We start from the raw sequence: 14,838 nt of genomic DNA on the forward strand, positions 1-14,838 counted from the left end.
AGCCGGGGTGGCGAACTTGACCGGTAATGGCCGTTGTTGCCGTTGAGCACTGTACTAGCATCCCCGTCATGGGTGGATCGGAGAGGCGGCAGGGCGATGGGGGGTGCCGAGCGGCCGTACGGATTTTCCTCGTGGAGGAGTATCCGGTCTTCCGGGCAGGAATTCGCGGCGGGGTGGAGAAAGCACCCGACATGGAGTTGACCGGCGAGGCGGCGACGGGTGAGGAAGCGCTGCGCATACTGGAGGAGAACCCCCGGACGCGCCCCGACGTCATTCTCGCGGACCTGCGGTCCTCCGGCATGACGGAAGAGGATTTCCTGCGGGCTGCCGGTGAGTTGCCGGAGGGACGCCCGATGCGCCTCCTGGTCCTCTCCGCAGGGGGGACCGACGAATCCGTGATCACTGCCATGAGCGCCGGTGCTCACGGATTCATGGAGAAGGCGGCACCGTGGGACGAGCTGATGCGGGCGATCCGCCTGGTGGCGGCCGGCGGAGCGGTGTTCGGCCCGGACGTCGCGGCACGGCTGCGGGCGTACTTCCGCGCCGTGCGCGACCTGTACGGGCAGTCTGCCTTCCCACAGCTCACCTCGCGGGAAAGGGAAGTCCTCGACCTGCTGGCGCGGGGGAGCGGAAACCGGGAAATCGCCCGGCAGCTCTTCCTCTCGGAGAAGACCGTCCGCAATCACGTGACGCACATCTTCGCGAAACTCCAGGTGCACGACAGGGCGATGGCGGTGGCCCGGGCGCGGAGCGCGGGAATGGGGAAGTGATGCGTCTCCCGGTACTGATGTCTCAGAGGAGGAAGAATGGCCGTGCAGGACCACAGCCGGCGGCACGCTCTCCGCATCGCCTTGGGGGCTGTCGCCCTCTCCGGCTACGCGGCGGGAGGCGCGAAGGCGTTCGCGGCGGACCATCACGGAGGGGAATTTCCCGAGGTCCCCGGAATGCTCGGTGACCGCCGGGCCAACGAACTCTGGTACCGCTTCAACGTGGCGACGCTCTACGAACAGTCCGCCGACGTGAAGGAGGCCTACGCGCAGATCAACGGTCACTTCGGCGGGAATCTCCCTGTGACCCTGCGCGAGAACTGGTTCGCCATGTACAGGGAACCCGGATACCCCCGCAACTACGCCGAGTTCATGGCTCCGGTGACACGCGCGCTGCGGATTCTCTCGCGGGTGCAACTCGAAGTCTTCGACACGTACTACCCGGTGAGGCGGCGGCTGGTGGACGCCTTCTCGTTCTTCGGCCAGGGGACCCTGTTCGATCCGAGGGAGCGGGTCGGGCTCAGAGTCCACACCATGGACGCCCGCCCGGGAGAAGCGCCGACGGCGTACCACACCTGGTACCTGTTCATGCGCGCGATGATGCTGCTCGGCATCGACACCGACCGCTGGCGACGGACGGCACCGCTGCTGGCGTTCGCCTGGGCGGTCCAGAACACCGCACTCCCGGCCATGGACGCCGTCAACCCCCCGTTGCCCGCGGACATCCTGCGGGGTTTCGCGCGGACCTGGCTGCCGACGAACCCCCGGCAGCTCGACGCGGCGTTCCAGTCGTTCCCCGCTCCGCCGGCCACGGTGCCGCGCCACTGACCCGTCAGCCGGGCCGTCGCGGGGTGGCGCCCGTACGGGGTGACGCCCCGGGACGGTGCAGTGCGAGGAGGTCGGCGTCGACGCGCCGCACGCCCCTCGGGAGCCAGGAGGCCGCCACCCGCGCCACCGTCTCCCGCGGAAGGGCGGGGTTGACCGTCCGGGTGCTCGGGGCGGCGATCAACTGGAGTGCCCAGGAGAAGCCGTTCACGGGGATCATCGCCGTCCAGAACCGCCGGTCGATGTCGAACAGCACGCTCGCCAACTGGTAGGCGTGCCAGGTGTGGTAGGCGAGCGGCGGGTCCCCGTCCATGGTGTGCACCTCCGACTGGACCGGCGCCCGGCGAGGGTCGAAGAGCACCCCCTGCGCGAAGTCGGACATGGCCGCCAGGATCCGGTCGCGGCGGTGTCCGTAGTAGGTCCGGAACACCCGCACCTGCGTGCGGGAGATCACCCGCAGCGGCTCACGGACCGGCCTCAGGAAGGTGGCGTAGGTCTCCGGATAGCCGGAGGCCGTCCCGGTGCGCACCCAGGCGTCGCGGACGCCCGTCAGCGGGTTCCCGCCGACATGGGCGGCGATCGTCGCGTAGGCGTCCGCGAGCTGCGGCGTCTGCCGGAAGTACGTGGCCTCGTCGAACTGGAACCAGAACTCGTTGGCCAGACGGTCTCCGAGCATCCCGGGGACAGGCGGAAGCCCGTGGCCGTCCCGCCGGGACGCCGCCGCCCGGGCGAGCGTGCCGGGTGCCGACAGCGCCAGCCCGGCCGCACCCGCGAGAGCGAGCCCCCCGCGCAGCGCCCGCCTGCGCCCGTACCCGTCGTGCCGCACAGCGTCCATCGAGAAGTCCGTCCTTCCGGTCCCGGGGAGCGAGGGCGGCCCACCGGCCACCGCGGTCACCGCGGCCATGCTGCGGTCGTCGCCCGCGCCCTGTCCACGCCGGAACCAGAACCAGGACATGAACCGGGACCGCTGACTCAGGCGTCCGGGACCCGCGCTCGCCTAGATTCGCCCTTGCCCGCCGGGGAGCCGATCACGGCATGCCCGGCGGCGTTTCCACATCCGCACCGAGCAGAAGGAAGGGGAACGTCATGAGTGACGAGACGGTCTACGAGCCGCCCGCCCTGGTCGAGGTCGGGGACTTCGCGGAGATCACGCTGAGCCGCGGCACCTGGGGCTGGGACGACTACAACGAGTGCTGGTTCCTGGGCTGCTGATCCCGCGGCGAAGGTTCCCCGGCGCCGTCGCTGACGGCCGCCGGAGTCACAAGCCGTGTGTGCCCCGCGGCACGCGCCGCCCGGCACACACGGCGTTCCCGGACGACTCCCGATGATCCGGCCAGTGGGGGGCAAGTGGAGTTCCTCGTTCTTCCCGACAACCCGGACGGCGCGGCGGCGGCCCGCACCACGCGTCCGGAGCCCGAGCCGGCGAAGGTGATCACCCACGCTTCCGGACGCCCGTGGATCGTGGGCACCTGGGACGACGGCGAGATGCTGACCGTCTCGCGGGGCCGCAAGCGCCTGGCACTGCTCGGCTGCTTCCGGACGACCCCTGCGGACCTGCACAGTGCCCTGTCGGGCAGCGGGGACGTCGCCGCCCTGGACGTCTTCCTGCGGTCCGTGCCCGGAAGCCACCACGCGATCACGTCCTTCGACGGTGAGGTGCGCGTGCAGGGCTCCCTGTCCGGCGTCCGCGAGGTCTTCCACGCCTCGGTCGAAGGCGTGACCTGCGCGGCCGACCGTGCGGACACACTCGCCGCCAGGACCGGCGGCGACATCGACACGCGGGTGCTGGCGGGGCACCTGCTGTCACAACAGCCCTGGCCGCTGCACGGACGCCCGGTGTGGCGGGGCGTCGAGTGCCTCGCACCCGGCCACTACCTGCGGATACGCCCCGACGGCAGCCATCGCGCCGTACGGTGGTGGAGCCCACCGCCCGCCGAGCTGACGCTCGCGCAGGGCGCGCGCCGCGTGCGCCGTGCGCTCGGCGACGCCATCGCCGCACGGACGGGCAGCACCCCCGCCCTCGGCTGCGACCTCTCCGGGGGCATGGACTCCACGAGCCTCGCCTTCCTCGCCGACCGGCAGGAGGACTGCCGGCGGCTGGTGACGGTCCGCAGGGAGGCCGCGGACCCCGCCCACGACGACGCCCAGTGGGCGCTGCGCGCCGCCGCGTCCCTGCCCGGCGCCGAGTCCGTCGTGCTGACCGCGGCGGAGCTTCCGCTGTCGTTCGCCGGCCAACTCGCCTGTGACGACGACCTGGAGGCGCCGTACCCGTGGAGCCGGGTCAAGGCGGTCGCGGCCCACGTCGCACGGCAGTTGGCCCTGCGCGGCGTGCACCTCCAGCTCACCGGCCACGGCGGCGACGAACTCTTCAGCCCGGCGCCGTCCTTCTACCACGCCCTCGCCCGCAGCGAGGGGCTCCGGTCCGTACGGGATCTGCGGGCCGCCCGCAGCATGTACCGCTGGCCGCTCGGCGCGATGCTGCGCAACCTGCTCCGCGACCCGTCCTACCGCCAGTGGCTCACCACGGCCTCCACGTCCTTGACCGAGCCCGCCGGCGGGCCCACCGAGCCCTTCACCGGCTGGGGCGCCCACCCCAGACTGCCGGCCTGGGCCACCCCCGAAGCGGTCGAAGGGTGCGCCGCCCTGCTGCGCGAGGCGGTCGACCGGGCGACCCCGCCCCACTCTCCCGAGGCCGCCCAGCACGAGATCGTCCACGCCGTGCGCCAGTGCGGCACGAAGATCCGCCTCACCGACCGCCTCACCTCCCGGTCAGGCGTGGCCTACCACGCCCCCTACCTGGACGACCAGGTGGTCACCGCCGCCCTGTCCGTGCGCCTCGCCGACCGCCTCAGGGTCGAGCAGCCCAAACCGGTCCTGGCGGCCGCCATGCGCGAAACCGTGCCCGACGCACTGCTGGACCGCACCACCAAGGGCGAGGCCAGCGCCGAGGTGTACGCCGGCGCCCGGCGCCACAAGGCCGAACTGCTCACGCTCACCGAGGACATGCGCCTCGCCCGCCTGGGACTGGTCGACGGTACCGCCCTGCGCGCCGCGCTCCTCGCCCCGCACCCCGCCGCACGGACGTTCATCCCGGTGGTCACCACACTCGCCTGCGAATCATGGCTGCGCTCGGTCGAAGCCGCACGGACACGTGCGCGCCGGCAGGAAGGAGCCGCATGAGCTACTCACTCTCCCCCCACGTGACGGCGGCCGAAACCGACGACGGCATGGTGCTGCTCCACGAGACCACCGGCCGCTACTGGATGCTCAACCCCACCGGCGCCGCGGTCGTTCGCTCCCTCGGGCAGGGCAAGGACGTCGCGGAGATCGCCGCCGAACTCGGCGCCCGCTTCTGCCAGGACACCGCGCGCGTGAGCGCCGACGTCGACGCGCTCCTGAAGCGCCTCGCCGAGGCCGGGCTGGTGACGGGATGAGCTTCCCCGTCGTGCCGGAGCGGCGCACGCACGTCCCCTGGGCCACACGCCTGCTCGCCCGGGCCGCCGTGACCGCCGCATGGTTCCTCATCAGGCTCTCGCCCGCCAGGCTCCGCCGCGTCCTGACCACCGCCGCGCGCGGCGCGCGCCCCGCCACCCGCGAGGAAGCCCTGCGCGGCCGCCGGGCGGTGGTGTCGGTGAGCAGCAGGTGCGCGGGCCAGGGCTGTCTTCAGCGCTCCGTGGCCACCGTGCTGCTGTGCCGCGCCAGAGGGACCTGGCCGGACTGGTGCACCGGCGTACGGACACAGCCCTTCCGTGCCCACGCCTGGGTCGAGGCGGCCGGCCGGCCCGTCGGGGAGGGCGAGGACGTCCAGTACTTCCGGACGCTCATGCGGGTGTCCGCCGCCACGGGAAGCCGGAGGAACGCGTGAAGATGCGGGAACGAGACCTCAGGTTCGGCGTCGTGCTGGCCACCGACCGGCACCCGGGCCAGTCGGAGGCCGACGTCCTGGCCCGCACCGTGGCCGTCGCGCGGCGGGCGGAGGAGTTGGGCCTGGACGACGTGTGGGTGACCGAACACCACTTCCTCGACACCGCCGTCAACCCCTCCGCGCTCACCCTCGCCGCGTACCTGCTGGCGCGGACCGAGAACCTGCACGTGGGCACCGCGGTGACGGTACTGCCGCTGCACTCGCCGGTGCACACGGCGGAACAGACGGCCCTGCTGGACCACCTGTCGGGCGGCCGGTTCCGTCTCGGCGTGGGACGCGGCTTCCCCGGCGTCGAGTACGACCTGCTGGGCCCCGGGCTCACGGCCTGGCGGGCCGGTCTGGCAGAACCCCTGGACCGCCTACTCGCCGCACTGCGCGGCGAGGTGTCCGCCGACCCGGCCCTCTCCGCCGTCCGTCTCACCCCGCCCCCGCTGGACCCGCCCGGCCCGCCGGTGTACGTGGCGGCCGGTTCCCCCGCGTCGATAGAGCTCGCCGCCGACCGGGGACTGCCCCTCATGCTGTTCTTCGACAAGAGCGCCGAGGCCAAGGCGGAGATGCTGGCCCTCTACGAACGCCGCCGACTGAGCGGCGAGCGCCCAGAGCCGGCGGCGGGCCACGCGTTCGCCGTGTTCGCGCAGGTCTGCGACGCGCCCGAGGACGCCAGGCGGCTCATGCGGGACCGGGCGCGGTTCATCCTCTCCCTCAACAACGACCCCAGCCGCCTCGCGGGCGACGCCGCCTCGGCACCGCCACCGGTCTCCGACGCCAACATCGGGCACCTCGCCGACAGGCTCCTGGCCACGCACCCCGTCGGACCCGCCCGGACCTGCGCCGAACGGCTCGCGCACCACGTCCGCGCCTCCGGCTGCACACGGGTGATGTGCCAGGTGGAGGCCGCGGCGGACACCGGCGACGTCCTGCGCAACCTGGAGCGGCTCGCCACCGAGGTCTTCCCCGCCGTACGGCACCGGCTCGGCACCGCCCCGGCCCGGGTCACGGTGTGAGAGCCGCCCCGCCATGACCGCACACGCACCTGGCGCAGACCCCCGAACCAGGGGCACCGCGGCCGGACCGTCTCCCGTACCGCTCCGCTCGACCTGGCAGGCCCTGCTGGCCCACATCCGCCCGCACCTCCGGCGCACAGCCCTGGGCGGGCTGCTCGGGCTGGCCGGGGCGGCGGCGGCCCTCGTCCAGCCGCTCGCGGCGAAGGCGCTGATCGACGACCTGTCACGGCACGACAGCGTCACCGGGACGCTGACCCTCCTGTCGGGACTCGTCCTGCTGGGCGCGGCCCTCAAGGCGCTCAGCCAGTACGTTCTCGCCCACACCGCCGAGTCGGTGGTCCTGCGCGCCCGCCACCACCTCGCCGGCCGGCTGCTGCGCCTGAAGGTGCCCGACTTCGAACGCGCGGAGCCCGGGGACCTCCTGGCACGCGTCACCTCGGACACCACGCTGCTGCGGCAGGTCACCACCCAGTCGGTGGTCTCGGCGGCCAACGGCGTCCTCACCCTCGGCGGGGTGCTGGTCCTGATGGGCCTGCTCGACCCCGTGCTGCTGTGCGTCTCCGTCGGGGTGACCGTCTTCGTCAGCGCGGTGGTCACCACGGCCATGCCGCGCATTTCCCGGGCCACCGTCCGGGCGCAGGCGTCGGTGGGCGCCATGGGCGCGACACTGGAACGCGCACTGGGGGCGCTGAGGACGGTCAAGGCGTCCGGCGCGGAGGAACGCGAGACCGCCGCCGTCCGCCGGGCGGCCGACGAGGCGTGGCGGTACGGCGTACAGGCGGCCAAGTGGCAGGCCCTGATGGGCACGTCGGCCGGGCTCTCGGTCCAGTTGTCGTTCCTCGCCGTCCTCGGGGCCGGGGGAGCCCGGGTCGCCTCGGGCGCCATCGACGTGTCCACCCTCGTCGCCTTCCTGCTCTTCCTCTTCTACCTCACCGAGCCGGTCTCCCAGCTCATCCAGGCGACCACCCAGTTCCAGGTGGGGGCGGCAGCCGTCGCCCGGCTGCGGGAGGTGGACCTGCTGGAGACCGAGAACGACCCGCCGGCCGCGCCGCGCGGGACGGCCCGGACCGTCCCGGCAGGCCCCCCGGCGACCGTCGTCTTCGAGAAGGTCGTCTTCCGCTACCGCCCCGACCTGCCCGACGTCCACCGCGGTGTCGACTTCGCCGCGCCCGGCAGGGGGATGACCGCCGTCGTCGGGCCTTCGGGCGCGGGGAAGTCCACCCTGTTCGCCCTGCTGGAGCGCTTCCACGAGCCCACCTCGGGCAGAGTGCTCCTCGACGGCCGGGACATCCTGGAGATCCCGCTGTCCGAACTCCGCGCCGCCATCGGCTACATCGAACAGGACGCCCCGGTCCTCTCCGGCAGCCTGCGCGACAACCTCGTGCTGGCCGCGCCCGACGCCTCCGACGAGGAGATACGCGACGTACTCGTCCGCACACGCCTCGACGCGTTCGTACGGTCCCTGCCGCGGGGGCTCGACACCCCCGTAGGGCACCGGGGGACCCGGCTCTCCGGCGGGGAGCGCCAGCGCGTGGCCATCGCCCGTGCCCTGCTGCGCGGACCCCGGCTGCTCCTCCTGGACGAGGCCACGTCCCAGCTCGACGCGGCCAACGAGCAAGCCCTGCGCGAGGTCATCCTGGAGGCGGCGCGCCGGACGACGGTGCTCGTCGTCGCGCACCGCCTGTCCACCGTCACCACGGCCGACCGCATCGTGGTCATGGAGTCCGGCCGGGTACGCACCACGGGCACCCACGAGGAACTGCTCACGCGCGACGCCCTGTACCGCCGCCTGGCCGCCACCCAACTGCTCGTCTGAGGCACGGGCGGTCAGCTTCGCCGGGTGTTGCCGGGGGTGTCGCACAGGGCGTGGTCGACGAGTGCGCCGGCGGTCCTGTGCTGCCCGAGCGTTGTGCCGAGGTCGTTGAAGCTGGTGGACATGGAGACGGTGACGGTACGGGTGCCGTCGTCGGTGGCTCCGTTCAGGGTGATGTAGCCGGCCTCGCCCCCTTCGTGGCTCCAGTAGCTGCCGCCGCAGGTCAGGGGCCGGTTGACCAGGCCGAGGCCGTAGCGTCCGCCCGGCCAGAACACCTCGAACCGCTCGGCGACCGGAACGGTGTCCTTCATCTCCGCCATGCGCGCCTCGGACAGCAGCGTGCCGCCCAGCAGAGCGCGGAAGAAACGATTGACGTCCGCCGTGGTGGAGACGTAGCCGCCGAGGTCGGGGACGATCTGCTCGGTGACGTCGGTCCGTTCGCCGGAGGCGAAGACCTGGTAGCCGTCGGCGTGCGGGCGGCGCAGGGTCGGCGTGGAGCCCGGCAGATACGTGTGGTTCATGCCGAGCGGCCGCAGGATCCGGCGCCGGACCTCCTCCTGCCAGGGCCGGCCGGTGACCGCTTCGACGATCATGCCGAGGACGACGTAGCCGGTGTTGGAGTAGCTCCAGCCCGTGCCGGGCGGGAAGTCCGGGTGGTGCTTCATCGCCCGGGCGACGATCTGTTCGGGGGTGTAGGTGTCGTAGCGGTGCTCGTAGTACTCCTGCGGGGTGTCGAAGCCGGGCAGGTCGTCGTGGAGCCCACTGGTGTTCTGCAGGAGCTGACGCACGGTCATCCGCCGTCCGTCGTTGCCGTTCCCGTCGATCACACCGGGCAGTCGGCGGTCCACCGTGTCGTCCAGTGACAGCGTGCCCTCGTCGGCCAACTGCAGGACCACGGTGGCCATGAGCGCCTTGCCGGTGCTGGCGATGCGGAAGTAGCCCTCGCGGGGCACCGGGCGGTTCCTGCCGGACACGGCGACGCCGGCGGTGGCGACCAGGTCCCGGCCGGACGTGGTGGTCACCCGCGCCTGGACGCCGGTGATCCCCAGCGCCCGAACGGCATCGGTGTCCCGGCGCAGGTCCTCCTGCCGGTAGCCGGGCGGGGGAGCGGCCGCGCCGTCCGGGGACTGGACGGCGACGGTCACACCCACGGCGCCGAGCACGGCCGCCGCGACGGCCGGCCGTGCTCGGCGGATCCGGCGGTGACGCCTCGGGGACGGGAGGTGCTGCGGCGCGGAGGTCTGCGGCGTGGTTGTCATGGATGGCACGCTAGGAAGGCGTCGAGTCTCATGTCGGTACCCCGCAGGGCCGGTGGGAACCTACAGGTGGCTGTAGTGCCGCCGGCGTGCCCGGCACGTACAGTGGCGCGTCCGAGGGCCGCCCCCGGCCCGGACGACGAACGAAGGCGAACCCGTGCACGGCGTGACCGGCGAGGCTCGCGCACGGCTGGTCCGGGCCGTGCGCGGCGGACGCTACCTGCTCGGCACCCTGATGACCGCGACGGTGACGCTCGTGGCGGCGCCACTGCTGTGCGTACCGTCGCTGGCGGCTCCCTGGGCGGAACGCCACCGCCGGAGCGCCGCGGCACTGCTCGAACGGCCGGTGGAGCCGCGCCCGCGCGCCGCGCGCCGCGATCTCGCCTGGCTCGTGACCCAGGTGGCCACCGGCCTGCCCGCGGGCACGTTCGCCCTGTTGTGTCTGGGCAACCTGCTCCTCTCCCTCGTCGTCACCGCGGCGTGGTGGGCCTTTCCCCCGTCGGACCCGCCACGGGCGCTGCTGCTCGGTGTCCGTATCGACGGCTGGGCCTCCGCGCTGACGGTCAACCTGGCACAACTCCTGCTCCTCGCGGCGATGGCGACCATCACCCTGCCTTCGCTCGCCCGGGTGCACGCGCGGTGCTGCATGGCAGTCCTGGCACCGTCTCCCGCTCAACGACTGGCGGCCCGCGTCACCGAGCTCACCCGCACGCGCGCGGACGTCCTGCAGGCACACGGCGCGGAACTGCGACGGATCGAACGCGACCTGCACGACGGCACCCAGGCCCGGCTGGTGGCCATCGCCGTGCGGCTCGCCGTGGCCGGGGAGAGTCTTCCCCGGGACCCGCACACGGCCGCCGCGCTCGTTCGGCAGGCCCGTGCCGAGACCGAGGAGGCCATGACCGAGCTGCGCTCCGTCATCCGCACCATCTACCCCCCGGTCCTGGCCGACCAGGGTCTGGCGGGCGCGCTCGACTCCCTCGCCGGCAGGGCCGGGGTGCCGACCCGCATCGGCGTCGGCGAGCTCGGTGACGTCCCCGCCGCGGTGGAAGCGGTCGCCTACCACGCCGTCACCGAGGCGCTGGCGAACGTCGCCCGGCACAGCCGAGCCGCCGAGGCCGCCGTCCAGGTCGTCCGCGACGGCGCGACGCTGTCCGTGGAGATCACCGACGACGGGACGGGTGGGGCAGAGGCGTCCCGAGGCAGCGGACTGGACGGAATCGGCCGCCGCGCCGCAGCTCTGGACGGCACCATGAGGATCAGCAGCCCGCCGGGCGGGCCGACCGTCATCACCGTGGAGCTGCCGTGCGCGTAGTCATCGCCGAGGACAACGTCCTGCTGTCCTCAGGACTCGAACTCCTGCTGGGCTCCCAGGGCTTCGAGGTCGCCGCCGTCACGGACGACGCCCCCGGCTTCCTGGCCGCCGTCGAGTCCCATCGGCCGGACGTCACCATCGTCGACGTGCGGCTGCCCCCCACCTTCCGCGACGAGGGGATCCGCGCCGCGCTCCAGGCCCGCCGCGACCGTCCCGGCCTTCCCGTCCTCGTCCTGTCGCAGTACGTCGAGCGGGAATACGCGGGCCGCCTCCTTGCCGACGCCGGCGGCGGAATCGGCTACCTGCTCAAGGACCGGGTGAGCCGTGTCGCGGAGTTCACCGAGGCACTGCGCCGGGTGGCCGCCGGCGGCACCGCGATGGACCCCGAGGTCGTCGCCCAGCTCCTCGCCGTCCGCGGCGATCCCGTCGATTCCCTCACTCCCCGCGAACGCGAGGTCCTGGCGCTGATGGCCGAAGGACACGACAACACCACCATCGCCCAGCGGCTCTTCATCACCGACAACGCCGTTCACAAACACATCGGCAATCTCTTCCTCAAACTCGGCCTGTCGCCCGGCGACAGCGGCCACCGCCGGGTCCGCGCCGTCCTGGCCCACCTCCGCCGCCACGGCGGCGGTGACCCCTGCCCCCGGTGACCGCCCGTGCGGGGTCGCCGCCCGGGGGCCTCCGTGCGGATCCGGGCCCGGCGGCCGGTCCCCGCCCCGGCTAACGTGTCACGCCGTAGCGGAGGTAGACCACCTTCGCGTTGTAGGTGCGGGTCTCGAGCAGTTCCAGATCCACCCGGCGCTCGCGGGCGGGGAAGAACGGGATGCCACCGCCCACCAGCACCGGGTACATCATGATCCGGTACTCGTCGATGAGACCCGACGCGGCCGCCTCGGCGGCGAGGGTCGCGCCGCCGATCGCGATGTCGCCGTCTCCCGGCTCCGCTCGCCACCGCTCGATCTCCTCCGCCACGCCTCCGGAGGCCAGGCGGGCGTTGCCCCGCACCGCCGACAGCGTGGTGGAGAACACCACCTTGGGAAGCGGATTCCACAGCGCGACCCACTCGCGCTCGGAGTCGTCGAGCGATGCCTCCTGCTCGGCGGTCTCCCAGTACAGCATCGTCTCGTAGAGCCGTCGCCCCATCAGGTGGACGTCGACGTCACGGATCTCGTCGATCCAGAAGCGGAAGACGTCCTCGTCGGGCCCCGACCAGTTGATTCCGCCGTCCGGTCCGGCGATGTAGCCGTCGAGTGAGACGTTCATCGAATAGGTCACCTTGCGCATCGGAAGTCCTCCTCGGTAGTGGGTCCGACGTACGACTCCCGGACGCCGCGGAATTCGTCGCTGCTCACCGGATTCCCCGGGGCGAGTCACCTGGGAACGAGATGGTTCGGTGGTTTGTGCATCCTAGTGCGCGCCGGCTTGTGCGGGTGGGGACGCGTGGGGACAAGGCCCCTGAACGGCCTATCCCCCGGCGCTCGGGTGCAGGGACGCCACCGCGGTGAGCGTCAGCTCCAGGGCGAAGGGGTAGCCGCTGTGCCGCATGTCGGCGGCGAGCAGCGGGAACGTGGCCGCGATGTTCGGGTGGGTCTCGGCGGGCAGGCGGCCGTAGGCGGCGTGCCAGACCTCCGCCTCCGCGTCCGCCGCGGCCTCGGGCAGGGCCGCCGCCGCGGCGTCCTGGGCGGCGAAGGCCAGGGCCTGGTCGACGAAGGCGTGGTAGATCCGAACGGCCAGGGGGTCGGGGAAGCCGCCGTCACGGAGGATGCCGAGGATGGTCTCCACGGCACGGGTCTCGTGCGGACGGCCGGTGGTGCGGTGCGCGGCGAGCAGGGCCGCCTGGGGCTGCGCGAGGTACGAGGCGTGGATGCGCAGTCCCATCGAGCGCAGGTCCTCCCGCCAGTTCCCGGTGGCCCGCCAGCCTTCCTGGGCCCGGCCGATCATCTCGTCGGCCATGGCGAGGAGCAGGGCGTCGGTGTTGCGGAAGTAGCGGTACAGGGCGCTGGGGTCGGCGCCGAGGGCGGCGCCGAGTCTCCGTACCGAGAGGGCGTCGGCGCCGTGCTCGGCGACCAGCCGCAACGCGGTGTCGACGATGAGCCGTTCGGAGAGGACGGCGCCCTGCTTGGTCGGCCGGCGCCGCTGCCGGCTGCCTTCGGGAACCACACGATCGGACATGGCCGGGACCTTATGTCAACGACATTGACGTGTAAATGGCAGACGGGCTTCCATGGCGCTCTGTCCGCCCGCCACGCGCCCGTCCGGCGCACTGTACGCAAGGGAGCCCCCGCATGCCCCACGCCGATCTCGTCTTCACCCGGGGACCCGTCCTCACCATGGATCCGGCCCGGACGCGCGCGAGTTCGCTCGCGGTCACCGGCGACCGGATCACGGCCGTCGGCCACGACGAGGTCAGCGAGCTGATCGGGCCCCGGACCGAGGTCGTGGACCTGAGGGGCAAGCTGCTGCTGCCCGGCTTCCAGGACGCGCACATCCACGCGGTGGGCGGCGGATGCGAGCTCGCCGAGTGCGATCTCAGCGGGGTCGTCGACGTCGAGTCGTGTCTGGAGCGGATCCGCGCCTTCGCCGAGGCCCACCCGGAGCGGGAGTGGATCACCGGCGGCGGCTGGTCGCTGGAGACCTTCGCCGGGGGCCTGCCGACCCGGCAGTTGCTCGACTCGGTCGTGCCGGACCGCCCTGTGCTGCTCGCCAACCGGGACCACCACGGCGCCTGGGCGAACTCCCGGGCCCTGGAGCTCGCCGGGATCACGGCCGGTACTCCGGACCCGGCCGACGGCCGCGTCGAGCGGGAGGCGGACGGCGCCCCGAGCGGCACGCTCCAGGAGGGTGCGACGGGGCTGGTGTCCCGTCTCGTGCCGCCGAGCACGCCGGCGGACCGGGTCGCGGGTCTGCTGCGGGCTCAGAAGCTGCTGCACTCGCTGGGCGTCACGGGCTGGCAGGACGCCCTGCTCGGCTCGTTCAACGGTATGCCCGACCCCTCCGAGGCCTATCTGGCCGCGGCGAAGGACGGCTCGCTCACCGCACGGGTGGCCGGGGCGCTGTGGTGGGACCGGGAGAGGGGCGGCGACCAGATACCCGAACTCGTTGCCCGACGGGGCGCGTTGACCTTCGGACGATTCCGGGTGGGCTCGGTCAAGATCATGCAGGACGGGATCGCGGAGAACTTCACCGCCGCGATGACCACCCCGTACCTCGACGGCTGCGGCTGTGCCACGGCCAACTCCGGGCTGAGCTTCGTCGACCCGGACGCGCTGCGCCGCCATGTCACGGAACTTGACGCCCTGGACTTCCAGGTGCACTTCCACGCCCTCGGCGACCGCGCGGTCCGCGAGGCGCTGAACGCCATCGAGGCCGCCGTCGCGGCCAACGGACGGCGGGGCAACCGCCATCACCTCGCCCATCTCCAGGTCGTCCACCCCGACGACCTGCCGCGTTTCGCGGCGCTCGGCGCGATCGCGAACATCCAGCCGCTGTGGGCGGCGCACGAGCCGCAGATGGACGAGCTGACCATCCCCTTCCTGGGCCCGGAACGGGCGTCCTGGCAGTACCCGTTCGGTTCGCTGCTGCGGGCCGGGGCGACCCTGGCGGCGGGCAGCGACTGGCCGGTCTCCAGTCCGAACCCCCTCGAAGGCATCCACGTGGCGGTGAACCGGCGAGAGCCCGGGTCCCAGGACGAGCGGGTGTTCCTGCCCGAACAGCGCATCGACCTGATGACCGCCCTGGCCGCGTACACCGCCGGCGCGGCACATGTGAACGGCCACGACGACGCCGGCAGTCTGCGCCCGGGCCATCTGGCCGACCTCGTGGTGCTGGACCGCGACGTCTTCGCGGCGCCGCCGGAGGAGATCGCCGAAGCCGGGGTGGAGCGCACCTACGTGGGCGGCGCACTCGTACACCAGGCCTGAGCGCGCC

15 protein-coding genes are annotated in these 14,838 nt (G+C 72.8%); 11 read left to right on the forward strand and 4 right to left on the reverse strand.

The annotated features are described in order from the left end of the window. Positions 1 to 26 precede the first annotated feature (26 nt). Positions 27 to 770 (forward strand): LuxR C-terminal-related transcriptional regulator, encoded by a 744-nt coding sequence (locus ACH499_RS31585; protein WP_399020181.1) that lies wholly within the window; start codon positions 27 to 29, stop codon positions 768 to 770. 36 nt (positions 771 to 806) lie between these two features. Beyond that, complete coding sequence (locus ACH499_RS31590) at positions 807 to 1,595, forward strand: hypothetical protein (RefSeq protein ID WP_356207138.1); 789 nt, start codon at positions 807 to 809, stop codon at positions 1,593 to 1,595. A gap of 4 nt (positions 1,596 to 1,599) precedes the next feature. Here the strand turns inward: ACH499_RS31590 and ACH499_RS31595 are convergent, their stop codons facing one another. Then, positions 1,600 to 2,427: a hypothetical protein gene (locus tag ACH499_RS31595; RefSeq protein ID WP_399020183.1), complete on the reverse strand. Its 828-nt coding sequence runs from the start codon at positions 2,425 to 2,427 to the stop codon at positions 1,600 to 1,602. 251 nt (positions 2,428 to 2,678) lie between these two features. Between ACH499_RS31595 and ACH499_RS31600 the strand changes: the two genes are divergently transcribed. From ACH499_RS31600 to ACH499_RS31625, 6 genes are all read left to right on the forward strand, one after another. Beyond that, the gene (locus tag ACH499_RS31600; RefSeq protein ID WP_356207133.1) at positions 2,679 to 2,804 is read left to right on the forward strand and encodes a lasso RiPP family leader peptide-containing protein; all 126 of its coding nucleotides are present in this window, start codon (positions 2,679 to 2,681) and stop codon (positions 2,802 to 2,804) included. Between the two features lie 135 nt (positions 2,805 to 2,939). Beyond that, complete coding sequence (locus tag ACH499_RS31605; RefSeq protein WP_399020185.1) at positions 2,940 to 4,772, forward strand: asparagine synthase-related protein; 1,833 nt, start codon at positions 2,940 to 2,942, stop codon at positions 4,770 to 4,772. Further along, entirely contained in the window at positions 4,769 to 5,026 is a 258-nt protein-coding gene (locus tag ACH499_RS31610) for a lasso peptide biosynthesis PqqD family chaperone (RefSeq protein ID WP_356207127.1), read from the forward strand. Before ACH499_RS31605 ends, ACH499_RS31610 begins: the two co-directional genes overlap by 4 nt. Next, positions 5,023 to 5,457, forward strand: a complete 435-nt coding sequence (locus tag ACH499_RS31615) for a lasso peptide biosynthesis B2 protein (protein ID WP_356207125.1) — start codon at positions 5,023 to 5,025, stop codon at positions 5,455 to 5,457. Before ACH499_RS31610 ends, ACH499_RS31615 begins: the two co-directional genes overlap by 4 nt. Before the next feature lie 2 nt (positions 5,458 to 5,459). Beyond that, positions 5,460 to 6,521 carry an LLM class flavin-dependent oxidoreductase gene (locus ACH499_RS31620; RefSeq protein WP_399020188.1) on the forward strand — a complete coding sequence of 354 codons (1,062 nt, stop codon included), beginning with the start codon at positions 5,460 to 5,462 and terminating at the stop codon, positions 6,519 to 6,521. 13 nt (positions 6,522 to 6,534) lie between these two features. Then, positions 6,535 to 8,337, forward strand: coding sequence for an ABC transporter ATP-binding protein (locus ACH499_RS31625; protein WP_399020189.1), 1,803 nt, complete (start codon positions 6,535 to 6,537; stop codon positions 8,335 to 8,337). An 11-nt stretch (positions 8,338 to 8,348) separates the two neighbouring features. Here the strand turns inward: ACH499_RS31625 and ACH499_RS31630 are convergent, their stop codons facing one another. Further along, positions 8,349 to 9,593 carry a serine hydrolase domain-containing protein gene (locus tag ACH499_RS31630; RefSeq protein WP_399020191.1) on the reverse strand — a complete coding sequence of 415 codons (1,245 nt, stop codon included), beginning with the start codon at positions 9,591 to 9,593 and terminating at the stop codon, positions 8,349 to 8,351. Between the two features lie 154 nt (positions 9,594 to 9,747). On the opposite strand from ACH499_RS31630, the gene ACH499_RS31635 reads away from it, so the two are divergent. Further along, entirely contained in the window at positions 9,748 to 10,905 is a 1,158-nt protein-coding gene (locus ACH499_RS31635; protein ID WP_399020193.1) for a sensor histidine kinase, read from the forward strand. Then, a complete protein-coding gene (locus ACH499_RS31640) occupies positions 10,896 to 11,561 on the forward strand; it encodes a response regulator transcription factor (protein ID WP_356205985.1) in 666 nt (221 codons plus the stop codon). The genes ACH499_RS31635 and ACH499_RS31640 overlap by 10 nt, the downstream gene beginning before the upstream one ends. 70 nt (positions 11,562 to 11,631) lie before the next feature. Here ACH499_RS31640 and ACH499_RS31645 read toward each other — a convergent pair whose 3' ends face one another. Together ACH499_RS31645 and ACH499_RS31650 are read right to left on the reverse strand one after the other, a co-directional pair. Continuing rightward, positions 11,632 to 12,195 carry a dihydrofolate reductase family protein gene (locus tag ACH499_RS31645; RefSeq protein ID WP_356205984.1) on the reverse strand — a complete coding sequence of 188 codons (564 nt, stop codon included), beginning with the start codon at positions 12,193 to 12,195 and terminating at the stop codon, positions 11,632 to 11,634. A 180-nt stretch (positions 12,196 to 12,375) separates the two neighbouring features. Continuing rightward, positions 12,376 to 13,083, reverse strand: a complete 708-nt coding sequence (locus tag ACH499_RS31650) for a TetR/AcrR family transcriptional regulator (protein ID WP_399020196.1) — start codon at positions 13,081 to 13,083, stop codon at positions 12,376 to 12,378. A gap of 113 nt (positions 13,084 to 13,196) precedes the next feature. On the opposite strand from ACH499_RS31650, the gene ACH499_RS31655 reads away from it, so the two are divergent. Next, entirely contained in the window at positions 13,197 to 14,831 is a 1,635-nt protein-coding gene (locus ACH499_RS31655) for an amidohydrolase (protein ID WP_399020198.1), read from the forward strand. Positions 14,832 to 14,838 lie beyond the last annotated feature (7 nt).

Source organism: Streptomyces sp. NPDC018947, from assembly GCF_044390505.1.
GTDB lineage: Bacteria > Actinomycetota > Actinomycetes > Streptomycetales > Streptomycetaceae > Streptomyces.

Excerpts from the sequence above, each read along its gene's own strand:
- ACH499_RS31585 (WP_399020181.1), top strand. The coding sequence starts at position 27 with ATGGCCGTTGTTGCCGTTGAGCACTGTACTAGCATCCCCGTCATGGGT.
- ACH499_RS31590 (WP_356207138.1), top strand. The coding sequence starts at position 807 with ATGGCCGTGCAGGACCACAGCCGGCGGCACGCTCTCCGCATCGCCTTG.
- ACH499_RS31595 (WP_399020183.1), bottom strand. The coding sequence starts at position 2,427 with ATGGACGCTGTGCGGCACGACGGGTACGGGCGCAGGCGGGCGCTGCGC.
- ACH499_RS31600 (WP_356207133.1), top strand. The coding sequence starts at position 2,679 with ATGAGTGACGAGACGGTCTACGAGCCGCCCGCCCTGGTCGAGGTCGGG.
- ACH499_RS31610 (WP_356207127.1), top strand. The coding sequence starts at position 4,769 with ATGAGCTACTCACTCTCCCCCCACGTGACGGCGGCCGAAACCGACGAC.
- ACH499_RS31615 (WP_356207125.1), top strand. The coding sequence starts at position 5,023 with ATGAGCTTCCCCGTCGTGCCGGAGCGGCGCACGCACGTCCCCTGGGCC.
- ACH499_RS31620 (WP_399020188.1), top strand. The coding sequence starts at position 5,460 with ATGCGGGAACGAGACCTCAGGTTCGGCGTCGTGCTGGCCACCGACCGG.
- ACH499_RS31625 (WP_399020189.1), top strand. The coding sequence starts at position 6,535 with ATGACCGCACACGCACCTGGCGCAGACCCCCGAACCAGGGGCACCGCG.
- ACH499_RS31630 (WP_399020191.1), bottom strand. The coding sequence starts at position 9,593 with ATGACAACCACGCCGCAGACCTCCGCGCCGCAGCACCTCCCGTCCCCG.
- ACH499_RS31645 (WP_356205984.1), bottom strand. The coding sequence starts at position 12,195 with ATGCGCAAGGTGACCTATTCGATGAACGTCTCACTCGACGGCTACATC.
- ACH499_RS31650 (WP_399020196.1), bottom strand. The coding sequence starts at position 13,083 with ATGTCCGATCGTGTGGTTCCCGAAGGCAGCCGGCAGCGGCGCCGGCCG.
- ACH499_RS31655 (WP_399020198.1), top strand. The coding sequence starts at position 13,197 with ATGCCCCACGCCGATCTCGTCTTCACCCGGGGACCCGTCCTCACCATG.